Below are 13,980 nucleotides of genomic sequence, written 5' to 3'. Positions count from 1 at the left end.
CGGCAACTTTCGCCGCAGGGTCTTGTTCGGCCGCCGATGACGGATGCGCTTTTCCTGACCTTTTGGGAGCCAGTGATGACAAAGATCTTAGTAACGGGTGGCTGCGGCTTCATCGGACGCCACGTCATCGAGGAACTCCTGAATGCCGGCTATTCGGTCCGCATTCTCGACGCCATGATCGACCAGGTCCATGCCGATGCCGAGGCCGGCGTGCCGGAGGCAGCCGAGCTGATCCGCGCCGATGTGCGCGACAAGGCCGCTGTCAGTCAGGCGCTGGAAGGGGTCGAAGGCGTCATCCATCTGGCGGCCGAAGTCGGCGTCGGCCAGTCCATGTATGAGATCGCCCGCTATGTCGGCGGCAATGATCTTGGCACCGCGGTCCTCCTCGAATCGATGATCGGCCTGCCGATCCGCCGCATCGTCGTCGCCTCCTCCATGAGCGTCTATGGCGAGGGCCTCTACAAGGATGGCGAGGGGCGGCGCTTCGGCTTCGTGCGGCGCAAGGCGGAGCGGATCAAGGCCGGCGCCTGGGACCCACAGGGGCCCGAAGGCCAGCCCGTCACTCCCGTCGCCACCGACGAGGAAAAGCCGGTCGACCTCGCCTCGATCTATGCGCTCACCAAATATACCCAGGAAAAACAGGTGCTGATCTTCGGCGAGGCCTATGGCGTCGAAGCCGTGGCGTTGCGGCTGTTCAACGTCTTCGGCGCCGGCCAGGCGCTTTCCAATCCCTATACGGGCGTGCTCGCCAATTTCGCCTCGCGGCTTGCCAATGGCCAGCCGCCGATGATCTTCGAGGATGGCCGGCAGCGGCGCGACTTCGTCCATGTCCGCGATGTCGCCCGCGCCTTCCGCCTGGCGCTCGAACAGCCGCAGGCGCCCGGCCATGTCATCAATATCGGCAGCGGCCAGGCCTATACGATCGCCGAGGTCGCGATGCTGCTCGCCGAGGCGATGGGTGTGCCGGAGATCGCGCCCGATATCATGAACAAGGCCCGCTCCGGCGACATCCGCAACTGCTTCGCCGATATTTCCAAGGCGCATGACCTGCTCGGCTTCGAGCCGGAATTCAGGCTCGAAAACTCGCTCGGCCCCTTCGCAGAATGGGTGCGTCAGTCAGGCGCGATCGACCGCGGCCCGGAGATGAAGCGGCAGCTGGAAGAGCGGGGTCTGGTATCATGACGGCAGGCGGAGGCGTGGAGAGCCCGAAGCGCTTCGGCTTTGCCGAATGGTTTCGGCCGGGCGAATATGACCGCACCGAGGAGATCCTGCCGGCGATCCTGAAGAGTGGCGCCAGCTATCTGCGCACCCATCTCTCCTGGGCTGAATACTTGGCGCCGGGCGGCGAAGAATGGTTTGACTGGCTGATCCCGAAGGTCGGAAGTCAGATCGATCTTCTCCCCTGCATCCACTACACGCCCCCCTCGCTCTCGCGTACCGGGCGCTCTTCAGGCGCGCCGGTCGATCTCAAATCCTATGCCGATTTCGTCGACCATGTGCTGACGCGCTATGGCCGGCATTTCACCCATGTCGAGCTCTGGAACGAGCCCAACAATCTGCTCGACTGGGACTGGCGGGAGGATGGCGATTTCGCGCTGTTCTGCGAGATGGTCGGCGGCGCCGGCTATTGGGCGCAGCAGCGTGGCTTCAAGCCCGTGCTCGGCGGCCCCTGCCCCTTCGATCCCTTCTGGCTGAACCTGATGGGCGAACGCGGCGTGCTGAACGTCGTCGATGCCGTCGGCTTCCACGGCTTTCCCGGAACATGGGACAGCGAGGAAGGCACCTGGGGTGGCTGGGACATGCATATGGGCGAGATGCGCCGCATCCTCGACCGTTACAATCCCAAGGCCGAAATCTGGATCACCGAGACCGGCTACTCCACCTGGCGCAATGACGAAATGGAGCAGGCGCGCCGCTTCATGCGCGCGCTCTCGGTCCCCGCCGACCGCATGTACTGGTATTCCTGGCGAGACGTCCCGCCGAACGTGCCGGTGCAGGAGGGCCTCTGGTTCGATCCGCGCCATTATCACCTCGGCGCCGTCACCCATGACAACCAGCCAAAATTGCTCGCCCGCCTGTTGACCGAAGGCGGCACGGCGCGCCTCGCCGAGGTCGCCGATCTCGCCACGCCGCATGTGGCCAGCCATGCGCGCCCGGTGGTGATCACCGGCGGCAGCGGCTTCATCGGCTCCAACCTTGCCGACAGCCTGCTGAAGGATGGCGAGGATGTGGTGATCCTCGACAATCTCGCCCGCTCCGGCGTCGATCAGAACCTTGCCTGGCTGCGCGAGCGGCATGGCGACCGGGTTCACCCGATGCTCGCCGACGTGCGCGACCTGCGCGGCATCGAGGCGGCCTTCGCCGATGCCAAGGCGGTCTTTCATCTCGCCGCCCAGACAGCGGTGACGACCAGCCTCGTCCATCCGCTCGATGATTTCGAGGCCAACGCCCGCGGCACGATCAATGTGCTCGAGGCTGTCCGCAAGGCCGGCCGCAAGGCGCCGGTCATCTTCGCCAGCACCAACAAGGTCTATGGCGCGCTCGACGACGTCACCATGGTGCCGCTCGACGACCGCTACATGCCGGCCGATGAAGCGATCCGCAGCCATGGCATCGGCGAGGACCGGCCGCTCGATTTCTGCACGCCCTATGGCTGCTCGAAGGGCGTCGCCGACCAGTATGTGCTCGACTATGCCAAGTCCTTCGACCTGCCGACGGCGGTGCTGCGGATGAGCTGCATCTATGGCCCGCGCCAGTTCGGCACGGAAGACCAGGGTTGGGTGGCGCATTTCCTCATTCGCGCGCTCTCCGGCGCCCCGGTTTCGGTCTATGGCGATGGCAGGCAGGTGCGCGACATCCTCCATGTCGATGATGCCGTGGCCGCCTATCGCGGCCTGCTCGGCGCCATCGACCGGCTGAAGGGCTCCGCCTTCAACTTGGGCGGCGGCCCACGCAATGCGGTGAGCGTCATCGGGGTGCTGCGCGAGATCGAGGCTCTGACCGGCCGGCCGATCGAGATCGAGTTCGGCGATTGGCGGGCCGGCGACCAGTTCTTCTTCGTCGCCGATACGCGAAAGCTGGAACACGCAATCGACTGGCGGGCGCGCGTGCGCTGGCGGGCGGGCCTTCAGCATCTGGCGGAGTGGCTGGCCGAACACCGCTTTTCCGGCCGAGGCCCTAGCGCCGAGAAGCGCCGGGTGACCGCATGAGCGGGCGGCGCGTGCTGATGACGGTCGATGCGGTGGGCGGGGTCTGGCGCTATGCGATGGATCTGGCCGCGGGCCTCGCCGGTTCGGGCATGCAGATCGTCTTCGCCGGCTTCGGCCCGCGCCCGGGTGAAGCCGAACGACGGGAGGCCGAGGCGCTTGGTCCGCTCCACTGGTTCGATGCGCCGCTCGACTGGATGGCGACGTCAGAGGACGAGCTTGCCGCCGTTCCGGGCTTGATCGACAGTCTTGCCCGCCGTGCAGGCGTTGATCTCCTGCATCTCAACCTTCCCTCCCAGGCGGCGGGGCTGAGCACTGACCGGCCGGTCGTCGTCGTGTCCCATTCCTGCGTCGTTACGTGGTTTGGCGCGGTACGCGGCACGCCGGTCCCGGCCGACTGGGAATGGCAGCGCGGGCTGACAGCGGACGGGCTGGCGCGGGCCGATGCGGTAGTGGCGCCGACCCACAGCCATGCCGCCATGGTGGAGGCCGCCTATGGCATGCAAGTCCCCGTGACGGTGATCGAGAATGCCAGCCGACTCAATGCCGAAACGCCGGAGAAAGAACCCTTCTTCTTCGCCGCCGGCCGCTGGTGGGATGCGGGCAAGAATGGCGCGGTGCTCGACGCCGCATCGCCGTCCATGCCCTGGCCGCTGGTTCTGGCGGGCCCCTCCCTCGGTCCGAATGGCGAGCGCCTGGCCTTCACCCACGCCGATCATCGCGGCGCGCTCTCCCATGCCGAGACCATGGGCCTGATGCGCCGCGCGGCCGTCGTCATTTCACCCTCGCTCTACGAGCCCTTCGGCCTCGCGGCACTCGAAGCCGCCCGGCTCGGCGCCGCGCTGATCCTGTCCGATATCCCCACCTATCGCAAACTCTGGGACGACGCGGCGCTCTTTGCCGATCCGCGCGACCCCGCCGCGTTCGCGGCGCAGGCGAACCGGCTGGCCGGCGATCCCGCGCTCCGGCACACCATGGCGGAGGCCGCGGCGCATCGCGCCCGCCGCTTCACGCCCGCTGCCCAGACCAAGGCCGTTCTCGGCCTCTACGACCGGCTGTCTGCAGAGAGCCGCCCGGCGCGTGCCGCCCTTCCCGATGCAGCGGAGTGACCATGAAGTTCCTGTTCTACACCCATTCGCTGGTCTCCGACTGGAACCACGGCAATGCGCATTTCCTGCGCGGCGTGCTGCGCGACCTGGAGCGGCGCGGCCACGAGACGCTGGCGCTGGAGCCGCAGGGCGCCTGGAGCCGGGAGAACCTGGTTGCCGACCAGGGCCTGGTGACGATCGACCGTTTCCACGACACGTTCCCGATGCTCAGCTCGGTGGTCTACGGACCGGACTTCGACCATGAGGCAGCCCTCGATGGTGCGGATGTGGTCGTCGTGCATGAATGGACCGATCCGGCGCTCGTCGCCCGGCTCGGCCGCGCGCGCCAGGCCGGCGGCCGCTTCACCCTTCTCTTCCACGACACCCATCACCGCGCGGTTTCTTCCGAGAGCGACATTTCCGGCCTCGATCTCAGCGGTTATGACGGCGTGCTCGCCTTCGGCGAAACGCTGCGCCAGCGCTATCTGGCCGCCGGCTGGGGCCAGACGGTCTTTACCTGGCATGAGGCCGCCGACGACGCGCTGTTCCGCCCGATGCCCGAGGTGGAAAGAACCGGCGATCTGATCTGGATCGGCAATTGGGGCGATGACGAGCGCTCGGCCGAAATCCTCGACTTCCTCGTTCGGCCAGTCGCGGCGTTGCGGCTGGATGCCACGGTCCGGGGCGTGCGCTATCCCGATCATGCTCTGTGGGCGCTGGCGGAGGCGGGCATCGCCTATCATGGCTGGATTGCCAATGCCGACGCGCCCAAGGCTTTCGCCGCGCATCGGGTGACGATGCATATTCCGCGCCGTCCCTATGTCGAAAGCCTGCCCGGCATTCCGACGATCCGCGTCTTCGAGGCGCTCGCCTGCGGCATTCCGCTGATCAGCGCACCGTGGAGCGACAGCGAAGGGCTCTTCCGGCCGGGCGAAGATTTCTTGGTCGCCCGAAACGGCGAGGAGATGACGGCGCGGCTGCGCGATGTGCTGAACGACAAGGCTCTCGCCACGTCCCTCACGCGCGCCGGCCTCGCGACCATCCAGGCCCGCCACACCTGCCGCCACCGGGTGGACGAGCTCTTTTCGATCCTCGCCCAGCACGGCACGCTTTCCGTGCGCCAGGCTCTGGCCGAAGCGACCGCTAATCCCCGCGCGCTGACGAGAGGCCGCCGAATGAAGATCGCCTTTTACGGATCGAGCCTCGTCTCCGCCTATTGGAACGGCGCCGCCACCTATTATCGCGGCCTGCTGCGGGCGCTTGCCGCCCGTGGCTATGACATCACCTTCTACGAGCCGGACGTCTATGACCGGCAGAAGAACCGGGACATCGACCCTCCGGACTGGTGCCGCGTCGTGGTCTATGAGGGGACGATCGAGGCACTGAAACGCGTGGCGGCGGAGGCGGCCAAAGCCGATATCGTCGTCAAGGCAAGCGGCGTCGGCTTCGAGGATGATCTCCTGCTGCAATCGGTTCTCGATGCCGCCCCACCGCAGGCGTTGAAGATTTTCTGGGATGTCGATGCGCCGGCGACGCTCGCCGAACTCAGGGCCGCGCCCGACCATCCGCTGCGCAAGGCGCTCGGCACGCTGGACCTCGTGCTGACCTATGGCGGCGGCGATCCGGTGATCAAAGCCTACCGGGCGCTTGGCGCGCGCGACTGCATTCCGGTCTATAATGCGCTCGACCCGCAGACCCACCATCCCGTGCCGGCCGATCCGCGTTTTGCCGCCGACCTCGGCTTTCTCGGCAATCGCCTGCCGGATCGTGAGGCCCGGGTGGAAAGCTTCTTCCTGGCGCCGGCCGCGCGCCTGCCGGAGAGCCGCTTCCTGCTCGGCGGGTCCGGCTGGCAGGACAAGGCGATGAGCACCAATGTCCGCCTGCTCGGCCATGTCTCCACTCGCGAGCACAATGCCTTCAACGTTAGCCCCAAGGCAGTGCTCAACATCTCGCGCGAGAGCATGGCGGAAACCGGTTTTTCGCCGGCCACCCGCGTCTTCGAGGCGGCCGGCGCCGGTGCCTGCCTGATCACCGACTACTGGGAGGGGATAGACCTCTTCCTGAAGCCCGGCAGCGAGGTGCTGGTGGCACGCGATGGACGCGACGTGGCGGAGATCATGGCGACGCTCGAGCCTGACAATGCCCGGCGCATCGGCGAGGCAGCTCTGTCCCATGTCCTTGCCGAACACACCTATGATCACCGGGCGGAGGCGGTGGACCGGCTGTTCCGCGCCCATGCGACCGGCCTGGAGGCCGCCGAATGACCCGCCCGCTCGATATCGTCGTCCTTGGCCTGTCGCTCTCCTCCTCCTGGGGCAACGGCCATGCCACCACCTTCCGCGCGCTGCTGCGCGGGCTCGCCGCCGAAGGCCATTCGGTGCTCTTCCTCGAGCGCGACGTGCCCTGGTATGCCGCGCACCGCGATCTCGCCGATCCGGATTTCTGCACGCTCGACTTCTATGACGACGTTCCGACGCTGATCGGCCGCTACCGCGAGCGGTTGGCACGCGCCGATGCGGTCATCATCGGCTCCTATGTGCCGGAGGGCATCGCCGTCATCGAGGCGGTAGCAGCGCTTCGGCCGAAACGACTTGCCTTCTACGACATTGATACGCCGGTGACGCTGGCGCGGCTGGAGCGTGGCGAGGAGGAGTATCTCGCCCGCCGACAGATCCCGCTGTTCGACGCCTATTTCTCCTTTTCCGGCGGCGCGGTGCTGACCCGGCTCGAGCGCGACTTCCACGCCCGCAAGGCCCTGGCGCTTTACTGCGCCGTCGATCCCGACCGCTACGGCCCGACCGGCGAAGCGCCGATCTATGATCTCGGCTATCTCGGCACCTACAGCCCCGACCGGCAGCCGACGTTGGAACGGCTGCTGATCGAGCCGGCGCGGCGCCTGCCGCAACTCCGCTTCGTGGTCGCCGGGCCCCAATATCCGGCCGAGATCGATTGGCCCGCCAATGTCGAGCGGATCGAGCATCTGCCGCCCGCGGACCATGCCCGCTTCTATGGCCGCCAGCGCTTCACGCTCAATGTCACCCGCGCCGACATGATCGCCGCCGGCTGGTCGCCGAGCGTGCGGCTGTTCGAGGCGGCCGCCTGCGGCACGCCGATCATCAGCGACCGCTGGCAGGGTCTCGATGCGCTGCTGCCGGACGGCGAAGCGCTCTTGATCGCCGACGACACCGACGCCGTCGTGGCAGCGCTGACCGGCCTGGAGGAGAGCCGGCGACAGGCGATCGCGCAGGCCGCACGGGCGCGTGTGCTGGCCGACCATACCGGACAAGCGCGGGCGCGCGGCCTCGTGGCCGATCTTCGTGCCCTTGCGCCGCGCACGGCGGCGCCGCGCCAGGACCCGATCCCGGCCTGACGGCCAAACAGAGCTTCAGTGAGGAGTGACACAATGGTGCAGAGACCGTCGAACAATGAGGGAGCGAGGAGAAAAGGCGCCAGACGCACCGTGCTGGTGGCCGGAGGGGCGGGCTTCGTTGGCTCTCATCTCTGCGATGCGCTTCTGGGAGCAGGCGACCGCGTCCTCTGCCTCGACAGCTTTCTCACCGGGTCATCGCGTAACATCCAGCCGCTGATGAACCATCCGCAATTCCGGCTGATCGAGGCGGATATCTGCGCGCTTCCCGGTCTCGGCGAGCCGGTCGATCAGATCTACAATCTTGCCTGCGCCGCCTCGCCGCCGCAGTACCAGGCCGATCCCATCCACACGATGATGACCTGCGTGACCGGGACCGGCAATCTTCTAAGCCTGGCGGAGCGCGAAGGCGCATCCTTCCTGCAGGCCTCCACCAGCGAGGTTTATGGCGATCCGGCCGAGCATCCGCAGCGGGAGGACTATCGCGGCAATGTCAGCTGCACCGGTCCCCGCGCCTGCTATGACGAGGGCAAGCGCGCGGCCGAGGCGCTCTGCTTCGACCTCTTGCGCGCCGGCCGTGTCGATGTGCGCGTCGCCCGCATCTTCAACACCTATGGGCCGCGCATGCAGCCGAATGACGGGCGCATTGTCTCGAACCTGATCGTCCAGGCGCTCTCCGGCCAGGCGATGACCATCTATGGCAGCGGCGAGCAGACACGCTCCTTCTGCTTCGTCAGCGACCTGGTCGCCGGGCTGATGGCACTGATGAACGCCGATCCCAATCCCGGCCAGCCGGTCAACCTCGGCAATCCCGGCGAGTTCACCATCAACGAGCTGGCCGCCATGGTGGTGGCGCTGGTGCCCTCTGCGGGCGATCTCGTCTATCGCCCCCTGCCGGCCGACGACCCGCAGCGCCGCCGCCCGGATATCGCCCGCGCGGAAGCCCTGCTCGGCTGGACGCCGCGGGTGCCGCTTGCCGAAGGGCTGGCGGCGACGGTGGACTGGTTCCGCGCCGCGCTGGACGTCGAGGCGCCCCGGCCGATCGCCACTCCCCGTCCGCGGCTGCGCCATCAGGCCGCCGCCGCGCTCGGCGCCTGAGCACGGGCGCGCGATCGCTTCGGCGGGGTCTCCTGCAAGCGGATGCAACTCAGGACGAGGGTGCCATCCCGCAACGGGTAGCGCTCTCTTCTTTTTTGGAGCGGGACGTTCGGCGGGCAAAGCAATCAGTGGCGCGAGGTGTTTCTGCCCTGCTGCGTCAGCGTCGTCAGGATCGCCGTCATGTCCTCCTCCGCGCCATTGAGCAGGAAAGGCTTTGGCCCGTCCGGCGCCGTCTTGCCGATGACGGCGAAGAGAAAGGGCACCTGCGCGAGATCGAGGCGTTCGGAGAGATCATAGATCTGCTCGATCTCCTCGGCGACGTCGAGGACAACGCCGGCAGCGAGCCGGGCCTCCTCGATGCGGACCTTATCGGCAGGGATCGGGCCGACGAGCGTGATGTTCCGCTCGGCCCAGGCCTGACGGGCGGCATCGGATAGGATGCTCTTTGCGCCGACGACGATGATCTTCAAATCTGGCACTGCGTCTTCCTTCGGAGTGCCGTCGCGTTCAGCCCCCTCGCGGCCGCCGCCATCAAGGTCGGGCCGTCGTCTGCCGCTTGGAACGGCGGCCGCGCTGCCGCAGTTCGTCAGTCCGGCCTTCGGTCGAACCCTTCGCCGGCGCGTTTAATCCGCCAGCCTTCATAAAGCAATGCGTCAGAAGCAGACCCAGCGCGTTTCGCGCACGCCCCTGTCTCGTCTCTTATCCGCCTAACATCGCGCTTCGGTTCCGGTTCCCGGACAAGGACTGCTCTTCCGGCGCGTCTGCAGCGTCCCCTCGATCCCGGCCTGGGCAAGGCATTTCATCCCGCCCAGACAAGGGGCAACAAGCCGAAGCCGAACATGGATCCACGCGCGGTATGAAAATGAATTTCATCATCGCAGGAATTTCAGCATTGCCTGTTGACGAGAATGAAAAGTTGGACCAGTCTCAAGAAAATAAATTACGAAAAACGGGAACGTCAGCAATCATGAAAGTTGGGATCATCGGGCTCGGTTTCCGGCTCGGCTATCTGGGCTATGTCTTCAAGACCATCGACCCGTCCTTCGACATCGTCGGCTATGTGGACCCCGAACCGGCCGGCCTTCCGGGCCTTACCGAGCAGGGTATATCGGCAGGCACAGCTTACGCAACGCCGGAAGCCATGATCGCCGCCGAAAAGCTCGATCTCTTGATGATCGGCTCGCCCAACCACTTCCATCTCGACCATATCCGCATCGGCCTCGAGGCCGGGCTGAAGGTGTTCTGCGAAAAACCCGTGGTGACGACGATCGCCGACAGCATCGCGCTTGCCCAGCTGATGGCCCGCTTTGGCCAGGAGCGGCTGATGGTCGGTCTCGTGCTGCGCTATTCGCCGCTCTACAAGGACCTGGTCGCCGAAAAGGCCAAGGGAACGCTCGGCAACGTCGTCTCGATCGAGGCCTCCGAGCATATCTACCCCTATCACGGCGCCTTCTTCATGCGCGACTGGCGGCGCTACGAGAAGTTCTCCGGCAGCTTCATGCTGGAGAAGTGCTGCCACGATCTCGATCTCTACAACGGCATCGTCGGCGCGCGGCCCGAGCGGGTCTCGAGCTTCGGTGGTCGGCGTACCTTCATTCCCGCCAATGATCCGCGGCTCGACGGCGTCAACGACATGACCATGTTCCACTCCAAGCCATCCGGCTGGATGGGCAGCGACAAGGTCTTCGACAGCGATGCCGACATCATCGATTATCAGGTCGCCATCGTCGAATATGCCAACGGCGTCGGCATGACCTTCCACACCAATCTCAACGTGCCCGACCAGTTCCGCCGCTTCGCCATCATCGGCACGCGCGGCACGGCCGAGGGCGATTTCGTCCGCGGCTATATGGACGTGACCGAGGTGCTCTCCGGCGAGAAGGTGGTGGAGGCGCGCTATGCCGCCACCGAGCTCTCCCAGCATTACGGCGCCGACGAGCAGATGGCCGCCGATATCATGGCGCATGTGCGCGACGGCATCCATTTGCCCGTCTCGACGCTCAATGCGCTGGAAGCCGGCATCCTGGCGCTTGCCATGGACGAGGCGCGGATCAAGAAGACCATCGTTGACCTGCGCCCCGTCTGGGACCGTTTCGACGAGGCGCTCCTGGCCAAGGCGGCCTGACGCCATGGGCGGGATGAGCGTTCAACGCAGCGCCGTTCTCTTCGCCTGGATCCTGCTGACGCCCGCGCTTCTCTATGTCGCGGTCATCGTCGCCTATCCGCTGGTCGACACCTTTATCCTGTCCTTCACCGACGCCTCGCTGAAGCGGACGACGAACTGGGTCGGCTGGGCGAACTATTCGAAGATCTTCAACGCTACCTTCGCCGAAGTCATCATCCGCACCTTCGTGTGGACCTTCTTCTCCGTGTCGATCAAGATGATCATCGGCACCTTCGGCGCCTCGATGCTGAATGCCGCAGTCCCAGGCCGCGCGCTCTTCCGCGTGCTGACCATGCCGCCCTGGATCGTGCCGATGGCGATCGGCATCTTCATGTGGGGCTGGATGTATAATGGCCAGTTCGGCATGATCTCCGGCATGCTGCAGCGCGTCGGCCTGGCGGATAGCCCGGTCGCCTTCCTGGCGCAGGGCTCGACCGCCTTCTGGGCCACCATCGTCACCGATGTCTGGATCGGCGTGCCGATGGTGACGCTCTATATGCTCGCCGCCATGCAGGCGATCCCGCAGGATCTCTACGAGGCCGCCTGGGTGGATGGCGCCGGCCGCTTCTATCGCTTCCGCCGCATCACCCTGCCGCTGATCGTGCCCTCGATGATCACCATGTCGATGCTGTCGCTGATCGCGACCTTCAATTCCTTCGACATCATCTGGATTCTTACCCGCGGCGGGCCGTCGGGCGAGACGACGACGATGATCATCGACACCTACAAGACGGCCATCGGCTCCAACAAATATGGCGAGGGCGCCGCCCGCGCGGTCTTCATCTGCATTTTCCTGTCGATCTTCTGCGTCTGCTACTTCCGCATCATCAGCCGCCTGTCTGCCGGAGTCGAAAAGCGATGAAAGAGCCGCCGCTCCTGATCAACCGCTATGCCTGGTACGAGCTCGTCGGCATCTATCTCGGCATCGCCGTCTTCCTGACCTTCGTGCTCGCCCCCTTTGTCGAAGGCTTCCTCGTCTCGCTGAAGCCGCTCAGCCAGCTCTTTTCCTCTCCCTACCGCTTCATCCCCGAGAACGGCTCCTTCGAAGCCTACCGCACCATGTGGGTGAGCGTTCCTGGCTTTGCCCGCTATATCTTCAATTCCTTCTTCATCTCGACCATCGTCACCGCCGTGGTCCTCGTGCTCGTCGTGCCGGCGGCCTATGCCTTTGCGCGGTTCGAGTTCAAGGGCGCCGGTCCGCTGCTGGGCGCCTTCCTCGCGGTCAACATGTTCTCCGGCGCCGTGCTGCTCATCCCCCTCTTCCGGCTGATGCGCACCATGGGCGTGCTCAACACCTATTTCGCCATGATCGTCCCCGGGGTGGCCTTCCTCATCCCCTCGGCCATCTGGCTCCTGCGCACTTATATGATGCGCATCCCCCGCGAGCTGGACGAGGCGGCCTTCGTCGACGGTGCCAGCCATTTCTATACGCTGCGCCGCGTCATCCTGCCGATCGCCATGCCCGGCATCACGGTGGTCGCCATCACCACCTTCATCGGCTCCTATGCGCAGCAGTTCATCTTTGCGCTCACCTTCAATTCCAAGTCCGAATATGCGCCGCTGCCCGTCGGGTTGTTTGCCTATTTCGGTCGCCAGGAAGTCGTCTGGAACGAGCTCATGGCCGCAAGCTTCGTCGGCATCGCGCCGGCCATGATCGTGATCTTCTTCCTGCAACGCTATCTCGTCAGCGGGCTCACCGCCGGCGCGGTGAAACAATAAGAATGCAACCCCAGAGGACGGGAGTTAGAGATGACCATCGCTTACAAAACCGGAGTTTTCGCCCTTGCCCTGCTCGGCTCGACCGTGCTCGGCGGGATGGCTGCCCAGGCCGCTGACCAGGAGATCAGCTGGATCTATTGCGGCGACAAGATCGACCCGATCCATGAAAAATACATCAAGGAATGGGAAGGCAAGAATGCCGGCTGGAAGGTCACGCCGGAAGTGGTCGGCTGGGAGCAGTGCCAGGACAAGGCCACCACGCTCGCTGCCGCCGGCACCCCGGTCGGCATGGCCTATGTCGGTTCGCGCACGCTGAAGGAATTCGCCGAGAACGACCTGATCGTCCCCGTTCCGATGACGGATGAGGAAAAGAAGAGCTACTACCCGAACATCGTTGACACGGTGACCTTCGACGACACGCAGTGGGGCGTGCCGATCGCATTCTCGACCAAGGCGCTCTACTGGAACAAGGACCTGTTCAAGCAGGCCGGTCTCGACCCGGAAACCCCGCCGAAGACCTGGGCGGAAGAGATCGCCTTCGCCAAGCAGATCAAGGAAAAGACCGGCACTCCCGGCTATGGCCTGCCCGCCAAGACCTTCGACAACACCATGCACCAGTTCATGCACTGGGTGTATACCAACAACGGCAAGGTGATCGACGGCGACAAGATCGTCATGGACAGCCCGGAAGTGCTGGCAGCGCTGCAGGCCTACAAGGACATCACCCCCTATTCGGTCGAAGGCGCCACGGCCTACGAACAGAACGAAATCCGCGCCATCTTCCTCGACGGCAAGGTCGGCATGATCCAGGCCGGCTCGGGCGCCGCCGCGCGGCTCAAGGAAACCAAGATCAACTGGGGCGTCGCAGCCCTGCCGCTCGGCCCCTCGGCCAAGGGCGAAGGCACGCTGCTCATCACCGACAGCCTGGCGATCTTCAAGGGCACGGGTGTGGAAGACAAGGCGATCGAATTCGCCAAATACATCACCTCGCCCGAGCCGCAGGGCGAATATGAGCTGCAGGGCGGCGCAGGCCTTACCCCTCTTCGCCCCTCGCCCAAGGTCGATGAATTCGTGAAGGCCGATCCGTCCTGGAAGCCCTTCATCGACGGCATCGCCTTCGGTGGTCCGGAGCCGCTCTTCAAGGACTACAAGGGCTTCCAGAACGTCATGATCGAGATGGTCCAGTCGGTCGTCACCGGCAAGGCCGAGCCGGAGGCCGCGCTGAAGACGGCGGCCGGCGAACTCGAACAGTACAAGTAAGATCGTCGGGCAGCCGCAGACAATGCGGCTGCCCCTCCTCCCCTTGGTAACGAATGCGGCCGCCCGCGCGGAGACGGA

Annotated in this window: 11 protein-coding genes and 1 pseudogene; 11 read left to right on the top strand and 1 reads right to left on the bottom strand. The window is 65.4% G+C overall.

What is annotated here, in order from left to right; genetic code table 11:
* Positions 1-75: 75 nt before the first annotated feature.
* The 7 genes and pseudogenes from ACLE20_RS14010 (at position 76) to ACLE20_RS13980 (ending at position 8,759) form a co-directional block, all read left to right on the top strand.
* Positions 76-1,182 (top strand): NAD-dependent epimerase/dehydratase family protein, encoded by a 1,107-nt coding sequence (locus tag ACLE20_RS14010; protein ID WP_410940924.1) that lies wholly within the window; start codon positions 76-78, stop codon positions 1,180-1,182.
* Positions 1,179-3,209 (top strand): NAD-dependent epimerase/dehydratase family protein, encoded by a 2,031-nt coding sequence (locus tag ACLE20_RS14005; RefSeq protein ID WP_410940923.1) that lies wholly within the window; start codon positions 1,179-1,181, stop codon positions 3,207-3,209. The genes ACLE20_RS14010 and ACLE20_RS14005 overlap by 4 nt, the downstream gene beginning before the upstream one ends.
* On the top strand, positions 3,206-4,315 hold the full coding sequence (locus tag ACLE20_RS14000) for a glycosyltransferase family 4 protein (RefSeq protein ID WP_410940922.1): 1,110 nt from the start codon (positions 3,206-3,208) through the stop codon (positions 4,313-4,315). Before ACLE20_RS14005 ends, ACLE20_RS14000 begins: the two co-directional genes overlap by 4 nt.
* Before the next feature lie 2 nt (positions 4,316-4,317).
* A pseudogene (locus tag ACLE20_RS13995) lies at positions 4,318-5,412 on the top strand (glycosyltransferase); the annotation flags it as partial.
* Between the two features lie 57 nt (positions 5,413-5,469).
* The gene (locus ACLE20_RS13990) at positions 5,470-6,558 is read left to right on the top strand and encodes a glycosyltransferase (protein ID WP_410940990.1); all 1,089 of its coding nucleotides are present in this window, start codon (positions 5,470-5,472) and stop codon (positions 6,556-6,558) included.
* Positions 6,555-7,664, top strand: coding sequence for a glycosyltransferase (locus ACLE20_RS13985; RefSeq protein WP_410940921.1), 1,110 nt, complete (start codon positions 6,555-6,557; stop codon positions 7,662-7,664). Before ACLE20_RS13990 ends, ACLE20_RS13985 begins: the two co-directional genes overlap by 4 nt.
* Before the next feature lie 33 nt (positions 7,665-7,697).
* Positions 7,698-8,759, top strand: a complete 1,062-nt coding sequence (locus ACLE20_RS13980; protein ID WP_410940920.1) for a UDP-glucuronic acid decarboxylase family protein — start codon at positions 7,698-7,700, stop codon at positions 8,757-8,759.
* Positions 8,760-8,884: 125 nt separating this feature from the next.
* Here the strand turns inward: ACLE20_RS13980 and ACLE20_RS13975 are convergent, their stop codons facing one another.
* On the bottom strand, positions 8,885-9,238 hold the full coding sequence (locus ACLE20_RS13975; protein ID WP_410940919.1) for a hypothetical protein: 354 nt from the start codon (positions 9,236-9,238) through the stop codon (positions 8,885-8,887).
* A gap of 488 nt (positions 9,239-9,726) precedes the next feature.
* On the opposite strand from ACLE20_RS13975, the gene ACLE20_RS13970 reads away from it, so the two are divergent.
* From ACLE20_RS13970 to ACLE20_RS13955, 4 genes are read left to right on the top strand one after another with little or no spacing between them, the layout of a single operon-like run.
* The gene (locus ACLE20_RS13970; RefSeq protein ID WP_410940918.1) at positions 9,727-10,884 is read left to right on the top strand and encodes a Gfo/Idh/MocA family protein; all 1,158 of its coding nucleotides are present in this window, start codon (positions 9,727-9,729) and stop codon (positions 10,882-10,884) included.
* A gap of 13 nt (positions 10,885-10,897) precedes the next feature.
* Positions 10,898-11,785 (top strand): carbohydrate ABC transporter permease, encoded by an 888-nt coding sequence (locus ACLE20_RS13965; protein WP_410940989.1) that lies wholly within the window; start codon positions 10,898-10,900, stop codon positions 11,783-11,785.
* Positions 11,782-12,642 (top strand): carbohydrate ABC transporter permease, encoded by an 861-nt coding sequence (locus ACLE20_RS13960; protein ID WP_410940917.1) that lies wholly within the window; start codon positions 11,782-11,784, stop codon positions 12,640-12,642. Before ACLE20_RS13965 ends, ACLE20_RS13960 begins: the two co-directional genes overlap by 4 nt.
* Before the next feature lie 30 nt (positions 12,643-12,672).
* Positions 12,673-13,902 carry an ABC transporter substrate-binding protein gene (locus tag ACLE20_RS13955; protein ID WP_410940916.1) on the top strand — a complete coding sequence of 410 codons (1,230 nt, stop codon included), beginning with the start codon at positions 12,673-12,675 and terminating at the stop codon, positions 13,900-13,902.
* Positions 13,903-13,980: the final 78 nt, after the last annotated feature.

The sequence above is a fragment of the Rhizobium sp. YIM 134829 genome (assembly GCF_046546455.1).
Note: the sequence above shows the minus strand (reverse complement) of the source record. Positions and strands in the feature narration are given on the sequence as shown.